Source organism: Rhodococcus sp. 11-3, assembly GCF_023704055.1.
Lineage (GTDB): Bacteria > Actinomycetota > Actinomycetes > Mycobacteriales > Mycobacteriaceae > Rhodococcus > Rhodococcus aetherivorans.
In genome coordinates this window covers 3,032,754-3,049,620 of sequence record NZ_CP080406.1, presented here as the reverse complement: position 1 = coordinate 3,049,620, position 16,867 = coordinate 3,032,754, and the positions used below count along the sequence as shown (strand labels likewise).

The window sequence follows — 16,867 nt, the reverse complement described above, 5'->3', positions numbered from 1 at the left end:
CCGGGAGGAATCGCGCAGGTCCGGGCCGCGGCCGCACCCCGCGCCGGCACGATCGGCTCCGGGTACTCCCGCGCACGGTCACGCAGGGCCGGACCTCACGCCAGCTGGATCAGCTCCAGGTACTCCTGCGACCAGTGGTCCTCGGAACCGTCCGGCAGCAGGATCACCCGCTCCGGATCGAGCGCCTCGGCCGCGCCGGGATCGTGGGTGACGAGCACGACCGCACCGGCGTAGCTGCGCAGCGCGTCGAGCACCTGCTCCCGCGAGACCGGATCGAGGTTGTTGGTCGGCTCGTCGAGCAGCAGCACGTTCGCCGCGGACGACACCAGTCCGGCCAGCGCCAGCCGGGTCTTCTCACCGCCGGACAGCGTCCCGGCCGGCTGGTCGAGCTGCGGGCCGGTGAACATGAACGCCCCGAGCAGCCCCCGCAGGTCCTGCTCCCCCGCGTCCGGCGCCGCGTGCCGGATGTTCTCCCACACCGTCGCGTCGTCGTCGAGGGTGTCGTGCTCCTGGGCGAAGTAGCCGATCTTCAGGCCGTGGCCGGGCGCCAGCCGGCCCGCGTCCGGGGTCTCCACCCCCGCGAGCAGGCGCAGCAGCGTGGTCTTTCCGGCACCGTTGAGACCGAGCACGACGACGCGGCTGCCCCGGTCGATCGCCAGGTCCACACCGGTGAAGATCTCCAGCGAGCCGTACACCTTCGTCAGGCTCTCGGCCATGAGCGGGGTCTTGCCACACGGCGCCGGCTCCGGGAACCGGATCTTGGCCACCTTGTCGGCCACCCGCACCTCGTCGAGCTCGGCGAGCAGCTTGTCGGCGCGCTTGGCCATGTTCTGCGCCGCGACGGCCTTGGTGGCCTTCGCGCCGAGCTTGGCCGCCTGCTGCCGCAGCGCGGACGCCTTCTTCTCGGCGTTGGCGCGTTCGCGGCGACGGCGCGCCTCGTCGGTGGCCCGCGCGTCGAGGTACTTCTTCCAGCCCATGTTGTAGATGTCGGCCTCGCCGCGCACCGCGTCGAGGAACCACACCTTGTTCACGACGTCGGCGAGCAGGTCCACGTCGTGGCTGATGACGACCAGGCCGCCGTCGTGGTTCTGCAGGAATCCGCGCAGCCAGGTGATCGAGTCGGCGTCGAGGTGGTTGGTGGGCTCGTCGAGCAGCAGGGTGGTGGTGGACTTGCCGGAGCCGTCGGAGGCGGCGAACAGGATGCGGGCGAGTTCGACGCGGCGGCGCTGACCACCGGACAGGGTGCGCAGGGGCTGGCCCAGGACCCGGTCCGGCAGTCCGAGGCTGGTGCAGATCCGGGCGGCCTCGGACTCGGCCTCGTACCCGCCGAGGGCCGAGAAGCGTTCCTCGAGCGACCCGTACTTGCGTACCGCCCGGTCACGGACGTTCTCGTCGACGGCCTCGGCCATGACGGCCTGCTGCTTCTCCATCGCGCGCAGGATCTCGTCGAGGCCGCGGGCGGAGAGCACACGGTCCTTGGCCAGGACGTCCAGGTTGCCCTCGCGGGGATCCTGCGGCAGGTAGCCGAGGTCGCCGGAGCGGACGACGGCGCCCGCGTACGGCTCGCCCTCCCCCGCGAGGATGCGCAGGGTGGTGGTCTTGCCGGCACCGTTGCGCCCGACCAGCCCGATCCGGTCGCCGGGCTGCACCCGCAGCGCCGGGCCCGGCGCCGAGAGCAGCGTCCGCACGCCGGCGCGGACTTCCAGATCGGTGGCGGTGATCACGCGTGAGGCTCCTCGGGGACGACTCGGATTGGCTGCCAATGATGCCGCAGGGGCAGGCGCACGAACCATTCATTTTACCGTGTCCACCCCGGGATGCCGGGGTGAGATGCGCTACGTTCGCCGGCATGACCACTTCCCCCGACACCTCCCCCGGCTCCGACCTCACGGGCCGCGCGGCGCTGGTCACCGGAGCGAGCCGCGGGATCGGCAAGGCGATCGCCGCGGCGCTGCTCGCCCGCGGCGCGAGCGTGGCACTCACGGCCCGCCACGCCGAGCCGCTCGCCGAGGCCGCCGGCGAGCTGCGCGCCCTCGGACACGGCGGGCAGGTGCTCGAGCTGCCCGGTAACGCCGGGGACGCCGACACCCGCGCCGAGGCGGTGCGCCGCACCGTCGCCGAGCTCGGCGGGCTCGACATCCTGATCAACAACACCGGCATCAACCCCGTCTACGGGGCGTTGATGGACGCCGACCTGGACGCCGTCCGCAAGATCTTCGACGTCAACGTCGTCGCCGCGCTGGGATTCGTGCAGCAGGCCTACCGCGCGTGGATGGCCGAGCACGGCGGTTCCGTGATCAACGTCGCGAGCGTGGCGGGCCTGCGCTCGACCGGCGTGATCGCCGCGTACGGGGCGTCGAAGGCGGCGCTGATCCGGCTGACCGAGGAGCTGGCCTGGCAGCTGGGGCCGGGCGTGCGCGTCAACGCGGTCGCGCCCGGGGTGGTGAAGACGAGGTTCGCGGCCGCGCTCGTCGCCGGCGGTGAGGACACCGCCGCCGCCCGATACCCGATGGGCCGCCTCGGCACGCCCGAGGACGTCGCCGAGCTGGTCGCGTTCCTGGTCTCCGATGCGGCCGGCTGGATCACCGGGGAGACTGTGCGGGTGGACGGTGGACTGCTGGCGACGGGAGCGATGTAGCGGGTGATAGACGCGGAGGTGCTGGTCGTCGGGCTCGGGCCGGCGGGGCGTGCGGTGGCACACCGGGCGGTCGCCGCGGGTCTCGACGTGCTGGCCGTGGACCCGCAGCCGGATCGGCCGTGGACTGCGACGTATGCGGCGTGGCTCGACGAGCTGCCGTCGTGGCTGCCCCCCTCGGTGCTCGCGGCGCGGGTGGACGAGCCGGCGGCGTGGACGGTGCGGCCACACCGGATCGAGCGCCCCTACGGTGTGTTCGATGCGTCGGCACTGCAGCGAAGCCTGGCGCTGGAGCCGGCGCGGGTACGGGCCGGCCGGGTGGACGCCGTCGCCCCGGATCGCGTCACCCTCGCGGACGGAAGCGTGCTGCGGGCCCGGAGCGTGATCGACGCGCGCGGGGTGCCCGCCGACCGCTCCCGCGCCCAGCAGACCGCCTTCGGGGTCACGGTCGACACCGCCACTGCCGCACCCGTGCTGGAGGGCCGCGCCGCCTGGTTCATGGACTGGCGGCGCGACAACCGCACCCGCTCCGGGGATGCGCCGTCGTTCCTGTACGCGGTGCCGCTCGGCGGCGGCCGGGTGCTGCTGGAGGAGACCTGCCTGGTGGGGCGGCCCGCCATTCCGCTCGCCGAGTTGCGGCGCCGCCTCGAGGCCCGGCTCGCCGCGCGCGGGGTCACGCTGAGCGGGACGGAGCCGGTGGAGCGGGTGCGGTTCGCCGTGCAACCCCCGCCGGGGTCGGCGCGCGGGGTGGCCCGGTTCGGCGCCCGCGGCGGGCTGATGCACCCGGGCACCGGCTACGCGGTGGCGGCGTCGCTGGCGGCGGCCGATCCGGTGGCGCACGCGCTCGCCGGGGGCCGCAGCGCCACGGCGGCGTTGTGGTCCCCGTCCGCGCGTGCGGTCGCGCAGCTGCGCGCCTCGGGGCTGCGGGTGCTGCTGGGACTACGCCCGGAACAGACCCCGGCGTTCTTCGCGGGGTTCTTCACGCTGCCACCGGAACGCCAGCGCTCCTACCTGTCGGGCCGCACCGACCTCGGCGGGACGGTGGCGGCGATGACCCGGATGTTCGCGACGGGTTCGCCGGCGTTGCGCGGGGCGATGCTGCGCGCCCTGTGGTGAGGAGTTCGCCCGGTTCCGCGCGGCGGGCGCCGATCTCGATCATGATGGAACCATGCGTTCGATCTGGAAGGGTTCCATCGCGTTCGGGCTGGTGAACGTGCCGGTGAAGGTGTATTCGGCCACGGAGAGCCACGACATCCGGTTCCACCAGGTGCATGCGAAGGACGGCGGGCGGATCAAGTACGACCGGATCTGCACCGAGTGCGGCGAGTCGGTGCCCTACGCCGAGATCGACAAGGCCTACGACTCCGACGAGGGCGTGCGGGTCGTGCTCGCCGACGAGGACTTCGACAAGCTGCCCGTCGCGGAGAAACACGAGATCCCGGTGCTGCAGTTCGTCCCGACCGAGCAGATCGACCCGATCCTGTTCGAGAAGTCGTACTACCTCGAGCCGGACTCGTCGTCGCCGAAGGCGTACACGCTGCTGGCCGAGACGCTCACGCAGACCGATCGCACCGCACTGGTGCACTTCACGCTGCGGCAGCGCACCCGGCTGGCGGCGCTGCGCAACCGCGACGGCGTGCTCGTGCTGCAGACCCTGCTGTGGCCGGACGAGGTGCGGTCGGTGGCGTTCCCGGTGCTCGACGACGCGGAGCCGCCGAAGCAGAAGGAACTGGCGATGGCGGAGATGCTCGTCGAGTCGATGGCCGACGACTTCCGTCCGGACGAGTTCACCGACGAGTACCAGGTCGAGCTGCGGTCGCTGATCGACGACATCATCGCCCGGGGCGGCGAGAAGGTGCTGCCGGTGACCCCGGCGGGGGAACCCGCCGCCGAGGACGCCGAGGTGCTGGACCTGGTGGCTGCGCTGCAGCGCAGCGTGGACGCCGCCGCGGCCGGCGACGAGTCGGGCGCGGCCGCGCCCGCCCGGGGCGCGGCGGCGAAGAAGACACCCGCCAGGAAGAGCGCCGCGAAGAAGACGCCGGCGAAGAAGACCACGGCCGAGAAGCCCACCGCGAAGAAGACGGCGGCGAAGAAGACCACCGAGAAGGCCCCCGCGAAGAAGTCCACCGCGCGCAAGCGGGCCTGAGGCCCCGGCACCGGCCGGGGCCTCAGGTGTCGGATGGGTGCCGGCCGCGGCCGGCACCACATCTCAGTCCAGTCCGTCGCCGAGGCGGCGCAGGAGCGCCGTGAGCTGCTCCACGTCGGCCGTGTCCCATGCGGACAGCCGGCGACGCCACCGCGCCGTCTGCTCGCGCTGCAACGCGGTCAGCCGCTCCCGGCCTTCCGGGGTGAGCGCCACGAGCCGCGCCCGCGCGTCCTGCGGGTCCGTCGTCCGCTCGACCAGGCCGAGCCGGGCGGCGGCGTCGATGCGCCGCGTCAACGTCGACTTCTCGATGGCGAGATCCGCGAGCAGCTCCGACATCGCCACCGCGTCGGCGCGGCCGAGCAGCACCAGCAGCGGGTAGCACGCCGGATCCAGCCGGGGGTGGACGGCGCGGGCCCGCTCCCCCATCTGTGCCCGGCCGCGGCGCATCAGCGCCATGAACTCGTGTTCGAGGGCGGTGATCGGATCCGGGGAGCTGCCGGCCCCCGGATCCGGGGGCGCCTGGGAGCTGGGCCGGGTCACCGGCCGCGTCAGACGGTGAAGCCGAGCGCGCGCAGCTGCTCGCGACCGTCCTCGGTGATCTTGTCCGGCCCCCACGGCGGCATCCACACCCAGTTGATGCGCAGCTCGTCGCACAGGCCGCTGCGGACGAGAGCGTTGCGGGACTGGTCCTCGATCACATCGGTGAGCGGGCAGGCCGCCGACGTGAGCGTCATGTCGATGGTGACGGCCTCGTCGTCCTCGGTGATGCCGTAGACCAGGCCCAGGTCGACGACGTTGATTCCGAGCTCGGGATCGACGACGTCGCGCATCGCCTCCTCGAGCTCCTCGAACCGCTCGGGGTCGAGGGTGGGAGCCGCGTCCGGGGCTGCGGCGGTGGTCTCGTCCGCCGGGGTCACGGGTTCGGTCATCAGTTCTGTCCTCCGCTGGCTACGGGTGCGGTGCTGTGAGTGCTGTGGGTGCTGTGGATGCTGTCGGCGATCTGCACGACGGCGTCCTTGAAGGCCATCCAGCCCAGCAGCGCACACTTCACGCGCGCCGGGTATTTCGAGACGCCGGCGAAGGCGATGCCGTCGCCGAGTACGTCCTCGTCGCCCTCGACGGTCCCGCGGCTGCCGACCATCTCCGCGAACGCGTCGACGGTGGCCAGGGCCCGGTCCAGCGGCTCCCCGATCACCTGGTCGGTGAGCACCGAGGTGGACGCCTGGCTGATCGAGCAGCCCTGCCCGTCGTAGGAGACGTCCGCGACGGTGCCGTCGTCGGCGAGATGCACCCGCAGCGTCACCTCGTCGCCGCAGGTGGGGTTCACGTGGTGCACCTCCGCGCCGTAGGGCTCGCGCAGACCCCGGTGGTGCGGGTGCTTGTAGTGGTCCAGGATGACCTCCTGGTACATCTGCTCCATCCGCATCAGCGCGCTCCGAAGAAGGCCTGGGCCCGGCGGATCGCCGCGCCGAGCGCGGCCACCTCGTCGAGCGTGTTGTACACGGCGAAGGAGGCGCGGGCGGTCGCCGCGACCCCGAATCGACGGTGCAGCGGCCACGCGCAGTGGTGCCCGACGCGGATCTCGACGCCCTCGTCGTCGAGGATCTGCCCGAGATCGTGGGCGTGGATGCCGTCGACGACGAACGACACCGCCCCGCCGCGCTGCTCGGCCGTGGTGGGGCCGACGATCCGCACACCGTCGATGCCGGCGAGTTCGGCGAGGGCCGCCGCGGTGAGCTCGTGCTCGTGCGCGGCGACGGCGTCCATGCCGATCTGCTGCAGGTACCGCACCGCGGCGCCGAGACCGACGGCCTGCGACGACATCGGCGAGCCGGCCTCGAAGCGCTGCGGCGGCGGCGCGAACGTCGACGCCTCCATGGTGACGGTTTCGATCATCGAGCCGCCGGTGATGAACGGCGGCACGTCGGCGAGCAGCTCACTGCGGCCGTAGAGGACGCCGACGCCGGAGGGGCCGAACATCTTGTGGCCGGAGAACGCGGCGAAGTCGACGCCGAGCGCGTGGAAGTCCACGCTCATGTGCGGCACGGACTGGCAGGCGTCGAGCACGACGATCGCGTCGACGGCCTTCGCGCGCCGTACCAGCTCCTCGACCGGCGCCACGGCCCCGGTGACGTTGGACTGGTGGGTGAAGGCGACGACCTTGACCCGGTCGGTGAGTTCGAGGGAGTCGACGTCGATGCGGCCGTCGTCGGTCACGCCGAACCAGCGCAGCGTCGCGCCGGTGCGCCGGGCGAGTTCCTGCCAGGGCACCAGGTTGGCGTGGTGTTCGAGTTCGGTGACGACGATCTCGTCGCCGGGCCCGAGGCGCCGCGGGAACCGGGCGTCGGCGAAGGCGTAGGCGACGAGGTTGAGCGATTCGGTGGCGTTCTTGGTGAACACCACCTCGTCGGGATCCGCGCCGACGAAGTCGGCGATCACGGCGCGGGCGCCCTCGTAGGCGTCGGTGGCCTCCTCGGAGAGCTCGTGCGCTCCCCGGTGCACGGCCGCGTTGCAGGTGGTCAGGAACGCGCGTTCGGCGTCGAGGACCTGCGTCGGGCGCTGCGAGGTGGCCCCGGAGTCGAGGTAGACCAGGGGCTTTCCGTCGCGCACCGTGCGCCCGAGGATCGGGAAGTCGGCCCGGATCCGGGCGACGTCCACCGTGGGCACCTGCACCGTCATCGGCTCACTGCTCCTTACTTGTCGGCACCCGCGGCCGCGGCGGCGGCCTGGGTGAAGCGCACGTAACCGTTGGTCTCGAGTTCCTCGGCCAGCTCCGCGCCACCGGACTCGACGACGCGGCCGCCGACGAACACGTGCACGAACTGCGGCTTGATGTAGCGCAGGATGCGGGTGTAGTGGGTGATCAGCAGCACGCCGCCGTGCTCGCGTTCCTGGTAGCGGTTGACGCCCTCGGACACCACGCGCAGCGCGTCGACGTCGAGGCCGGAGTCGGTCTCGTCGAGGATGGCGATCTTCGGCGCGAGCAGGCCCAGCTGCAGGATCTCGTGGCGCTTCTTCTCGCCACCGGAGAAGCCCTCGTTGACGGAGCGGTCACCGAACGCCGGGTCGATGTCGAGTTCGGTCATCGCCGACTTGACCTCCTTGACCCAGTGCCGCAGCTTCGGCGCCTCGCCGCGGACCGCGGTCGCGGCGGTGCGCAGGAAGTTCGACATGGACACGCCCGGAACCTCGACGGGGTACTGCATGGCCAGGAACAGGCCGGCGCGGGCCCGCTCGTCCACGCTCATCGCGAGCACGTCCTCGCCGTTGAGGGTGATCGACCCGGAGGTCACCTCGTACTTGGGGTGGCCGGCGATGGCGTACGACAGGGTGGACTTGCCCGACCCGTTGGGGCCCATGATGGCGTGCGTCTCCCCGGACCGGACGGTGAGGTTCACGCCCTTGAGGATGTTGATCGGCTCGGCGTTGTCGTCGGTCTGGGCGACGCGGACGTGCAGGTCCTTGATCTCGAGGACGTTCTGCTCGGGGGACATGTCGGTAACGGTTCCTTCGCGAAGATGGGGAGAACGGGTGGGGGTCAGGCGCCGACGGCGGCGAGCTCGGCCTCGATGGCGGCCTCGAGCCGCTCCCGGACGGCGGGCACGGTGATCTTCTCGACGAGTTCGTGGAAGAATCCGCGGACCACCAGGCGGCGCGCCTGCTCCTCGGAGATGCCGCGGGCACGCAGGTAGAACAGCTGCTCGTCGTCGAACCGGCCGGTGGCGCTGGCGTGACCGGCGCCGACGATCTCGCCGGTCTCGATCTCGAGGTTGGGCACCGAGTCGGCGCGGGCACCGTCGGTGAGCACCAGGTTGCGGTTCAGCTCGAAGGTGTCGGTGCCCTCGGCCTCGGCGCGGATGAGCACGTCCCCGATCCACACGGTGTGCGCGTCCGGCTTGCCGGAGCCCGGATCGCCCTGCAGGGCACCCTTGTACACCACGTTGGACTTGCAGTGCGGCTGCGCGTGGTCCACGAGCAGGCGCTGCTCGAGGTGCTGGCCGGCGTCGGCGAAGTACAGACCGAGCATTTCGGCGTCGCCACCGGGCGCGTCGTACCTGACGGTCGGCGACACGCGCACGAGGTCACCGCCGAGGCCGACGGTGAAGTGCCGCAGCACGGCGTCGCGGCCGAGGCGGGCGTGGTGGGCCGTCACGTGTACCGCATCGTCGGCCCAGTCCTGGATGGCGACGATGTTCAGGCGCGAGCTGTCGCCGAGGACGAACTCGACGTTCTCCGCGTAGGTGCCGGAACCGCGCTGGTCGAGGACGACGGTGACCGACGCGAACGGCTCGAGCCGCACCTGCAGGTGTCCGAACGCGACCTTCCCCTCCCCGGGGCCGGTGACGGTGATCGTGACCGGCTCGGTGACCTCGACCTCGCGGCCGACGGTGACGACGGTGGCGGTGGTGAAGCCCGAGTAGGCCTGGGCGGCGACACGGTCGGCCGGCACGCCGCCTTGGCCGAGGCGGGCATCGTCGCGGCCGACGGTCTCGACCTGCACCCCCTCGACGGGGGTGACCTCGACGGTGGTGGCGCCGTCGGCGACCGCGGTGCCGTCGTGCAGGCCCCGCAGCCGGCGCAGCGGGGTGAACCGCCAGGCCTCGTCGCGACCGGAGGGGATCTCGAAGGCGTTCACGTCGAACGACGTGAAGACCTCCCCCTTGTTGACGGCCGGCCCGCGGGCGGTCTTGATCGCGGGCCCGGCGGCGTTCTCCGAGCGCACGGCTCCCTGCACCCCGGTGGCGGTGGGGGTGTTCTTCGCTTCCGCAGTCATTTAGCCGACTGCCCCTTCCATCTGCAGTTCGATCAGGCGGTTGAGCTCGAGCGCGTACTCCATCGGCAGTTCCTTGGCGATGGGCTCGACGAAGCCGCGCACCACCATCGCCATCGCCTCGTCCTCGGTCAGTCCGCGGCTCATCAGGTAGAACAGCTGGTCGTCGGAGACCTTGGAGACGGTCGCCTCGTGGCCCATCGTCACGTCGTCCTCACGGATGTCGACGTACGGGTAGGTGTCCGAGCGGGAGATCTGGTCGACGAGCAGTGCATCGCACTTGACGGTCGACTTCGACCCGTGGGCGCCCTTGTTGACCTGGACCAGGCCGCGGTAGGAGGCGCGACCGCCGCCGCGGGCCACCGACTTCGACACGATGGTCGAGGAGGTGTGCGGCGCCAGGTGCAGCATCTTCGCGCCGGTGTCCTGGTGCTGGCCCTCGCCGGCGAACGCCACGGACAGCACCTCGCCGCGGGCGTGCTCACCCATCATCCATACGGCCGGGTACTTCATGGTGACCTTGGAACCGATGTTGCCGTCGATCCACTCCATCGAGCCGCCGGCCTCGACCTTGGTGCGCTTGGTGACGAGGTTGTAGACGTTGTTCGACCAGTTCTGGATGGTCGTGTAGCGGCAGTGCCCGCCCTTCTTGACGATGATCTCCACCACCGCCGAGTGCAGCGAGTCCGACTTGTAGATCGGGGCGGTGCAGCCCTCGACGTAGTGCACGGAGGCGCCCTCGTCGACGATGATCAGGGTCCGCTCGAACTGGCCCATGTTCTCGGTGTTGATCCGGAAGTAGGCCTGCAGCGGGATGTCGACGTGCACGCCGGGCGGGACGTAGATGAACGAGCCGCCCGACCACACGGCGGTGTTCAGCGCGGAGAACTTGTTGTCGCCGGCCGGGATGACCGACCCGAAGTACTCCTTGAAGATCTCCGGGTGCTCGCGCAGGCCGGTGTCGGTGTCGAGGAAGATCACACCCTGGGACTCGAGGTCCTCACGGATCTGGTGGTAGACCACCTCCGACTCGTACTGCGCGGCGACACCGGCGACGAGGCGCTGCTTCTCCGCCTCGGGGATGCCGAGCCGGTCGTAGGTGTTCTTGATGTCCTCGGGCAGCTCTTCCCAGCTCGCGGCCTGCTTCTCGGTGGAGCGCACGAAGTACTTGATGTTGTCGAAGTCGATGCCCTCCAGGTTCGAGCCCCACACCGGCATCGGCTTCTTCTCGAAGGTGCGCAGCGCCTTGAGGCGGATGTCGAGCATCCACTCGGGCTCGTCCTTCTTCGCGGAGATGTCGCGCACGACCGCCTCGGACAGGCCTCGCTGGGCCGTGGCGCCGGCGGCGTCGGAATCCGACCAGCCGTAGCCGTAGTGACCGAGGGACGCGATGGTCTCCTCCTGTGTCAGCGGCGCGCCGGCCGACGCCTGATCCGATGTGACGGTCATGTGAGCTCCTTCCGGAGTCTTGTTCGGTGCCGGCGAGGGCTGATCGCCGGCGGACAACGTGTTGCTCTGTCGGGGGAAGCGGGTCGTGCTCAGGTCTTGCCGATGTCCGGCGGCAGCACCGGGACGTGGGTGGTGCAGAAACTGTCGCCGTTGGCGATGGTCGCCAGCCGCTGCACATGGGTGCCCAGGATCTCGGTGAACGCCTCCCGTTCGGCCTCGCACAGCTCCGGGAACTGCTCGGCCACGTGCGAGACCGGGCAGTGGTGCTGGCAGATCTGCACGCCGGTGCCCACCCGCCGGGTCGACGCCGCGAACCCGGCGTCGGTGAACGCCGCCGCGATGTCCTCGGCGGTGGCCTCGATCTCGGTGGCGCTCCCGGACTCCGCGGGCGGGACCCCGCCGAGGATGGACTGCACGCGCCGCCGGGCGAAGTCCTCGATGGCGGCCTCGCCGCCGACCTCCCGCAGGTGCCGCATCGCAGCACTGGCGAGGTCGTCGTAGGAGTGTCCCAGCCGGGCCCGGCCCACCGCGGTGAGCTGGAATCGGCGCGCCGGCCGTCCCCGTCCCCGGCCCTCCCGCCGCGGCGGCGGAGCAGCCTGGGCCTCGCCGGTGTCGATGAGGGCGTCGAGGTGGCGGCGCACCCCGGCCGCGCTCAGGCCGAGCCGGGCACCGATCTCGGTGGCCGTGATCGGACCCTCCTCGAGCAGCAGCTGCACCACCGCCGCCCGGGTCTGGCCCTCGTGCGTGCCCGGCGCCTGGGTGACCGGGAACGCGGCGACAGGCGTGTGACCTGCGCGTTCCTCGTGCACCCGGGCAGCGGACGTCGTTTTCACAACACCAGTGTGACGGAATTCCCCGGGCCGGTCCACAAAGGGTGCCCTACCTAACTGCGGCGGGGCCCGGTTCCCGGCCCCGCTACGCTGCTCGGGTGCCGTCGCCCACCGTGGAACCCGACCCGACCGGCCCGGCGCCGAGCCGCCGCGCCGCGGACCTCGGAGCCCGTGCCGTGGAACTCGGCCGCCGTGCCCTCGGACTCGACGGCCGCGGCGGCGACCCGGCCGTGGCCGCGATCCTGCACGGCGACGAACTCGAGGGCCGCGGCCTCGACGCCACCGAGACCACCCAGTTGCACCGGATCCGGTTGTTCGGCGCGACGGGCACCGTGCTCATGGCGGTCGGCGCGCTCGGCGCCGGCGCGCAGCCGGTGCTGCAGAATCCCGTCCAGGGTCTGCGCCTGCTCGGGCTGCCCGCGCGCATGCCCAGCGCCGCGCTGACCCTCACCATGACCGGCACCGTGCTGGTGGTCCTCGCGTGGCTGTTGCTCGGCCGCTTCGCGATCGGCCGCCGCGACCCGGACGGGGTGCCCCGCCGGCTCACCCGCTCCCAGCTCGACCGCACGCTGCTGCTGTGGATCCTGCCGTTGATCGTGGCACCCCCGATGTTCAGCAAGGATGTGTACTCGTATCTCGCGCAGAGCGAGATCGCCGCCCGCGGACTCGACCCGTACGGGATCGGCCCGGCCGGTGCCCTGGGCGTCGACCACGTCCTGACCCGTACCGTGCCCAACATCTGGCGCGACACCCCCGCCCCCTACGGACCGGCGATCCTGTGGCTGGGGCAGCGCATCACCGACCTGACCGGCGAGAACATCGTCGCCGGGGTCTTCCTGCACCGCGTCTCTGCGCTCGCCGGGGTCGCGCTGATCGTGTGGGCGCTGCCGCGGCTCGCGCGCCGCTGCGGCGTCGCCTCCGTCAGCGCCCTGTGGCTCGGCGCGGCCAACCCGCTGCTGCTGTTCCACCTCGTCGCCGGCATCCACAACGAGGCCCTGATGCTCGGCCTCATGCTCGCCGGTCTCGAGCTCGCGCTGCGCGGCATCCACACCCCCGATCCGGCGGGGCCGCTGCGCGGCCGGGCACTCGCCTGGCTGCTGGCCGGTTCCGCCGTGATCGCGTTGTCGTCGATGGTGAAGGTCCCCTCGCTGCTCGCCCTCGGCTTCGTCGGGATGGCGCTCGCGCACCGCTGGGGCGGCACCCTGCGCGCCGTGGCCGCCGCCGCCGCACTGCTCGCCGTGGTCGCCGCCGTCGTCGTGGGCGCGGTCAGCTGGGGCAGCGGCCTCGGCTTCGGCTGGACCCAGACGCTCGGCACCGCAACCGAGGTGCGCAGCTGGATGTCCATCCCGACGCTGCTCGGCCTGGGCACCGGCCTGGCCGGGGTGCTGCTCGGGCTCGGCGACCACACCACCGCGATCCTGTCGCTCACCCGGCCCGTCGCCGCGCTGATCGCGGCGCTGGTGACGGTGCGGATGATGTTGGCGGTGCTCACCGGCCGGCTGCATCCCGTCGGCGCGCTCGGCGTGTCCCTCGGCGCGATCGTGCTGCTGTTCCCGGTGGTGCAGCCGTGGTACCTGCTGTGGGCGGTGATCCCCCTGGCCGCGTGGGCCACCCGGCCGATCTTCCGGCTCCCCACGGTGGCGTTCTCGTCGCTGGTGAGCGTGATCCTCATGCCCAACGGCGGCGAGTACCAGCCGTTCATCATCGTCCAGGCGGCCATCGCGACGGTCGTCGTCGTGGGCCTGGCCATCTTCGCCACCCGCAACCGGCTGCCCTGGCGCGACGAGGAGGACGCACCACCGCGTCCCGCCGATTCGCCCGGCGCCTACGCTGGAACCTCGTGACCTCGAGATCCCCCGTCGCTGCGCCACCCGCCGTACGCCTGGAGGGCGTCGTCAAGCGATTCGGCGACCTCACCGCGGTCGACGGTCTCGACCTGACCGTCGAACGCGCCCAGGTACTCGCGCTGCTCGGCCCCAACGGTGCCGGCAAGACCACCACCGTGGAGATGTGCGAGGGCTTCGTCGCACCCGATTCCGGCACCGTGCGCGTCCTCGGGCTCGACCCGATCGCCGACTCCGAGGCCCTGCGCCCGCGGATCGGGGTCATGCTGCAGGGCGGCGGCGCCTACCCGGGGTCCAAGGCCGGGGAGATGCTCGACCTGGTGGCTGCCTATTCCGCGGATCCGCTGGATCCGGCCTGGCTGCTGCGCAGCCTCGGGCTCGAGGAGGCCCGCCGCACCCCGTACCGGCGGCTGTCCGGCGGGCAGCAGCAGCGGCTCGCGCTGGCGTGCGCGCTCGTCGGCCGGCCGGAACTCGTCTTCCTCGACGAGCCGACCGCAGGTCTGGACGCGCAGGCGCGGTTGCTGGTCTGGGAACTGATCGACGCCCTGCGGCGCGACGGAGTCGCGGTGCTGCTCACCACGCACCTGATGGACGAGGCCGAGGAGCTCGCCGACGAGGTCGTCATCATCGATCACGGCCGGATCGTGGCCGCCGGTACCCCCGCCGAGGTCGCCCGCACCGGCGCGGAGGGCCAGTTGTGGCTCACCGCCGCCGCGGGTCTGGACCTCGCTCCCCTGCGCGCCGCCCTGCCGGACACGTTCCGGGTGCGCGAGGCCGGTCCCGGCCGGTACCTGGTGGAGGGCCCCATCGATCCGCAGGTCGTCGCGGTGGCCGCGTCGTGGTGCGCGGACCAGGGCGTCCTGGCCAGCGAGATCCGGGTGGACCAGCGCAGCCTCGAGGACGTGTTCCTGGACCTGACCGGACGGGAGATCCGAGGATGAGCATGTCGCACGAGCGGCTGGCGGCCAACCGGTTCGCCCCCGGCACCTTCAGCCCGCGGCCCCGGCCGAACGCCCCGGCGGCGATGCTCGCCGCGCAGACCCGCATGGAACTGCTGCTGCTGCTGCGCAACGGCGAGCAGCTGCTGCTGACGATGTTCATCCCGATCACCCTGCTGATCGGGCTCACCCTGCTCCCGATCGGCGACCTCGGCGCCACCCGGGTCGACCGGGTCCTGCCGGCCGTGATGACGGTCGCGGTGATGTCCACGGCGTTCACCGGGCAGGCCATCGCGGTCGGATTCGACCGCAGATACGGTGCATTGAAAAGACTCGGCGCCACCGCGCTGCCGAAGTGGGGCATCATCGCAGGCAAGAGCGGCGCGGTCGCGCTCGTCGTGGCGCTGCAATCGATTCTGCTGGGCGGCATCGGCCTCGCCCTCGGCTGGCGCCCCGAGCCGGTCGGGCTGCTCCTCGGGGCCGTCGTCATCGCGCTGGGGACCGTGACGTTCGCGACGCTGGGCCTGCTGCTCGGCGGCACGCTGCGCGCCGAGATCGTGCTGGCCCTGGCCAACATCATCTGGTTCGTGCTGCTCGGCATCGGCAGCGTCGTCCTCGCCGGCGACGGCCTGCACGAGGCGGTGGTGCACGTGGCCCGCCTGGTTCCGTCGGGGGCGCTCGCCCTCGCCCTCGACGACGCGCTGCGCGGCGGCATCGACTGGCTGGCCGTCGCGATCCTCGGCGCGTGGGCGGCCGTCGGCGGCTTCCTGGCGAGCCGGCTGTTCCGCTTCGTCTGACCCGGCACCCCACCCCACTACAGCCTGTAGTGGACCGGCCCGTACCATCGTCATGTGCTGTATCGCGGCTTTCTGAGCCTTGTCGACCGTCTGCCCCTGCCGTCCCTGCGGACCCAGCGGCTGCTCGCGCTGATCGCGATCCTGACCCAGGGCGGTATCGCCGTGACCGGGTCGATCGTCCGCGTGACCGCGTCCGGCCTGGGGTGCCCCACCTGGCCGCAGTGCTTCCCGGGCAGCTTCGTGCCCGTCGGCGTGTCCGAGGAGGTCGCCACCCTGCACCAGGTCGTCGAGTTCGGCAACCGGCTGCTGACCTTCGTCGTCGTCGCCTCCGCCGCGGCGGTCGTGCTGGCCGTGACCCGCGCCCGGCGCCGCCGCGAGGTCCTCACCTATGCCTGGCTGATGCCCGCCGGCACCGTCCTGCAGGCCGTCATCGGCGGCATCACCGTGCTCGCCGGCCTGGCCTGGTGGACCGTGGCGGTGCACCTGCTGGCGTCGATGCTGATGGTGTGGCTCGCGGTGCTGCTGTACGCGAAGGTCGGCGAGCCCGACGACGGGGTGGTCGTAGAGACGATCCCCCGCCCGCTGCGGACCCTCACCGCCCTGTCCGCTGCGCTGCTCGCCGGGGTGCTCGTCGCGGGCACGATGGTCACCGGCGCCGGCCCGCACGCCGGCGACAAGAGCGCCGACAGGCCGGTGCCGCGCCTCGAGATGGACATCGAGTCGCTGGTGCACCTGCACGCCGAGCTGCTCGTCGGATACCTCGGCCTGCTCGTCGGCCTGGCCTTCGCGCTGTACGCCGTCGCCGCCCCCCATCCGGTGAAGAAGCGCCTGCACGTGCTGCTCGCTCTCGTCGTCGCCCAGGCCCTGGTCGGGGTCGTGCAGTACTTCACCGACGTGCCCGCCGCACTCGTCGCCGTGCACGTCGCCGGTGCCGGGCTGTGCACGGCCGCCACGGCGGCGGTGTGGGCGGCCGGGCGGGTCCGCACCACCGAACCGGTCCGCGAACCGGTCACCGTCTGACGCCGGCGCACGCGATACGGCGAAACGGCTCCGGGGGCCGCCCGTGACGGGCGGCCCCCGGAGCCGTTTCGAGGATCGGTCAGCGCTCGTTGCGCGCCCGCGGGAACCGGGTCTGGTTGGCCACCCAGCCGGCCATCTTCTTCCAGTGGCCCTGCTGCGGGGTCGCGATGCTGGTCACCTCCCGGTCCCACTCCGAGACGGTGACGTCCGGCAACGCCTGGACCACGGCGTGCGCGGTGGCGAGATCCCGCACCACCCGGTCGCCGAGCACCCCGTCCTCGGCGACGAGGGTGATGCGCACCGCGCCCCGCGCGACCGGCTGCAGCACCGCCTTGGCGGAGCCGCCGTGCGCGGCGACGAAGCTGCGGAAGGACTTCACGATGTCGGCCGGTGCGGCCACGACCTGAGTATCGGCGCTCATGCCTGCAGAATACTGT

17 protein-coding genes are annotated in these 16,867 nt (G+C 72.1%); 7 read left to right on the top strand and 10 right to left on the bottom strand.

The features are described 5' to 3' along the window. Window positions 1-95: 95 nt before the first annotated feature. Window positions 96-1,724: an ABC-F family ATP-binding cassette domain-containing protein gene (locus KZJ41_RS14520; RefSeq protein ID WP_006939277.1), complete on the bottom strand. Its 1,629-nt coding sequence runs from the start codon at window positions 1,722-1,724 to the stop codon at window positions 96-98. A gap of 125 nt (window positions 1,725-1,849) precedes the next feature. Between KZJ41_RS14520 and KZJ41_RS14515 the strand changes: the two genes are divergently transcribed. Genes KZJ41_RS14515 through KZJ41_RS14505 form a run of 3 tightly spaced genes read left to right on the top strand, consistent with a single transcriptional unit; the run spans window position 1,850 to window position 4,781 of the window. Next, window positions 1,850-2,638: an SDR family oxidoreductase gene (locus KZJ41_RS14515; RefSeq protein WP_043798805.1), complete on the top strand. Its 789-nt coding sequence runs from the start codon at window positions 1,850-1,852 to the stop codon at window positions 2,636-2,638. A gap of 3 nt (window positions 2,639-2,641) precedes the next feature. Further along, window positions 2,642-3,751: a lycopene cyclase family protein gene (locus KZJ41_RS14510; protein ID WP_006939274.1), complete on the top strand. Its 1,110-nt coding sequence runs from the start codon at window positions 2,642-2,644 to the stop codon at window positions 3,749-3,751. A 52-nt stretch (window positions 3,752-3,803) separates the two neighbouring features. Next, window positions 3,804-4,781 (top strand): Ku protein, encoded by a 978-nt coding sequence (locus tag KZJ41_RS14505; protein ID WP_043798807.1) that lies wholly within the window; start codon window positions 3,804-3,806, stop codon window positions 4,779-4,781. A 63-nt stretch (window positions 4,782-4,844) separates the two neighbouring features. On the opposite strand, the gene KZJ41_RS14500 is transcribed toward KZJ41_RS14505, so the two are convergent. From KZJ41_RS14500 to KZJ41_RS14465, 8 genes are all read right to left on the bottom strand, one after another. After that, entirely contained in the window at window positions 4,845-5,321 is a 477-nt protein-coding gene (locus tag KZJ41_RS14500; RefSeq protein WP_029543656.1) for a MarR family winged helix-turn-helix transcriptional regulator, read from the bottom strand. Between the two features lie 8 nt (window positions 5,322-5,329). After that, window positions 5,330-5,710, bottom strand: a complete 381-nt coding sequence (locus KZJ41_RS14495; RefSeq protein ID WP_006939268.1) for a metal-sulfur cluster assembly factor — start codon at window positions 5,708-5,710, stop codon at window positions 5,330-5,332. Beyond that, window positions 5,710-6,207: a Fe-S cluster assembly sulfur transfer protein SufU gene (gene sufU, locus KZJ41_RS14490; RefSeq protein ID WP_006939267.1), complete on the bottom strand. Its 498-nt coding sequence runs from the start codon at window positions 6,205-6,207 to the stop codon at window positions 5,710-5,712. The genes KZJ41_RS14495 and sufU overlap by 1 nt, the downstream gene beginning before the upstream one ends. After that, entirely contained in the window at window positions 6,207-7,460 is a 1,254-nt protein-coding gene (locus KZJ41_RS14485) for a cysteine desulfurase (RefSeq protein WP_029543652.1), read from the bottom strand. The genes sufU and KZJ41_RS14485 overlap by 1 nt, the downstream gene beginning before the upstream one ends. A gap of 14 nt (window positions 7,461-7,474) precedes the next feature. Continuing rightward, window positions 7,475-8,275 (bottom strand): Fe-S cluster assembly ATPase SufC, encoded by an 801-nt coding sequence (gene sufC / locus KZJ41_RS14480; RefSeq protein WP_006939265.1) that lies wholly within the window; start codon window positions 8,273-8,275, stop codon window positions 7,475-7,477. A gap of 44 nt (window positions 8,276-8,319) precedes the next feature. After that, on the bottom strand, window positions 8,320-9,555 hold the full coding sequence (sufD, locus tag KZJ41_RS14475; protein ID WP_029543650.1) for a Fe-S cluster assembly protein SufD: 1,236 nt from the start codon (window positions 9,553-9,555) through the stop codon (window positions 8,320-8,322). Continuing rightward, entirely contained in the window at window positions 9,556-11,001 is a 1,446-nt protein-coding gene (sufB, locus tag KZJ41_RS14470; protein ID WP_006939262.1) for a Fe-S cluster assembly protein SufB, read from the bottom strand. It lies immediately after the preceding gene. An 89-nt stretch (window positions 11,002-11,090) separates the two neighbouring features. Continuing rightward, window positions 11,091-11,870, bottom strand: a complete 780-nt coding sequence (locus KZJ41_RS14465) for a metalloregulator ArsR/SmtB family transcription factor (protein ID WP_006939260.1) — start codon at window positions 11,868-11,870, stop codon at window positions 11,091-11,093. 59 nt (window positions 11,871-11,929) lie between these two features. On the opposite strand from KZJ41_RS14465, the gene mptB reads away from it, so the two are divergent. From mptB to KZJ41_RS14445, 4 genes are read left to right on the top strand one after another with little or no spacing between them, the layout of a single operon-like run. After that, window positions 11,930-13,675: a polyprenol phosphomannose-dependent alpha 1,6 mannosyltransferase MptB gene (mptB, locus tag KZJ41_RS14460; protein ID WP_029543646.1), complete on the top strand. Its 1,746-nt coding sequence runs from the start codon at window positions 11,930-11,932 to the stop codon at window positions 13,673-13,675. Further along, complete coding sequence (locus tag KZJ41_RS14455; protein ID WP_006939255.1) at window positions 13,672-14,616, top strand: ABC transporter ATP-binding protein; 945 nt, start codon at window positions 13,672-13,674, stop codon at window positions 14,614-14,616. Before mptB ends, KZJ41_RS14455 begins: the two co-directional genes overlap by 4 nt. Further along, window positions 14,613-15,410 carry an ABC transporter permease gene (locus KZJ41_RS14450; protein WP_203329239.1) on the top strand — a complete coding sequence of 266 codons (798 nt, stop codon included), beginning with the start codon at window positions 14,613-14,615 and terminating at the stop codon, window positions 15,408-15,410. Before KZJ41_RS14455 ends, KZJ41_RS14450 begins: the two co-directional genes overlap by 4 nt. Before the next feature lie 54 nt (window positions 15,411-15,464). Continuing rightward, a complete protein-coding gene (locus KZJ41_RS14445; protein WP_006939252.1) occupies window positions 15,465-16,430 on the top strand; it encodes a heme A synthase in 966 nt (321 codons plus the stop codon). 79 nt (window positions 16,431-16,509) lie between these two features. Here KZJ41_RS14445 and KZJ41_RS14440 read toward each other — a convergent pair whose 3' ends face one another. Continuing rightward, on the bottom strand, window positions 16,510-16,851 hold the full coding sequence (locus KZJ41_RS14440; RefSeq protein ID WP_006936605.1) for a hypothetical protein: 342 nt from the start codon (window positions 16,849-16,851) through the stop codon (window positions 16,510-16,512). Between the last annotated feature and the right edge of the window lie 16 nt (window positions 16,852-16,867).

What these genes read in the sequence shown, in the direction of transcription:
- KZJ41_RS14485 (WP_029543652.1), bottom strand. Translation starts at nt 7,460, where the DNA reads ATGACGGTGCAGGTGCCCACGGTGGACGTCGCCCGGATCCGGGCCGAC.
- sufU (WP_006939267.1), bottom strand. Translation starts at nt 6,207, where the DNA reads ATGCGGATGGAGCAGATGTACCAGGAGGTCATCCTGGACCACTACAAG.
- sufB (WP_006939262.1), bottom strand. Translation starts at nt 11,001, where the DNA reads ATGACCGTCACATCGGATCAGGCGTCGGCCGGCGCGCCGCTGACACAG.
- KZJ41_RS14495 (WP_006939268.1), bottom strand. Translation starts at nt 5,710, where the DNA reads ATGACCGAACCCGTGACCCCGGCGGACGAGACCACCGCCGCAGCCCCG.
- KZJ41_RS14505 (WP_043798807.1), top strand. Translation starts at nt 3,804, where the DNA reads ATGCGTTCGATCTGGAAGGGTTCCATCGCGTTCGGGCTGGTGAACGTG.
- KZJ41_RS14515 (WP_043798805.1), top strand. Translation starts at nt 1,850, where the DNA reads ATGACCACTTCCCCCGACACCTCCCCCGGCTCCGACCTCACGGGCCGC.
- KZJ41_RS14450 (WP_203329239.1), top strand. Translation starts at nt 14,613, where the DNA reads ATGAGCATGTCGCACGAGCGGCTGGCGGCCAACCGGTTCGCCCCCGGC.
- sufD (WP_029543650.1), bottom strand. Translation starts at nt 9,555, where the DNA reads ATGACTGCGGAAGCGAAGAACACCCCCACCGCCACCGGGGTGCAGGGA.
- sufC (WP_006939265.1), bottom strand. Translation starts at nt 8,275, where the DNA reads ATGTCCCCCGAGCAGAACGTCCTCGAGATCAAGGACCTGCACGTCCGC.
- KZJ41_RS14440 (WP_006936605.1), bottom strand. Translation starts at nt 16,851, where the DNA reads ATGAGCGCCGATACTCAGGTCGTGGCCGCACCGGCCGACATCGTGAAG.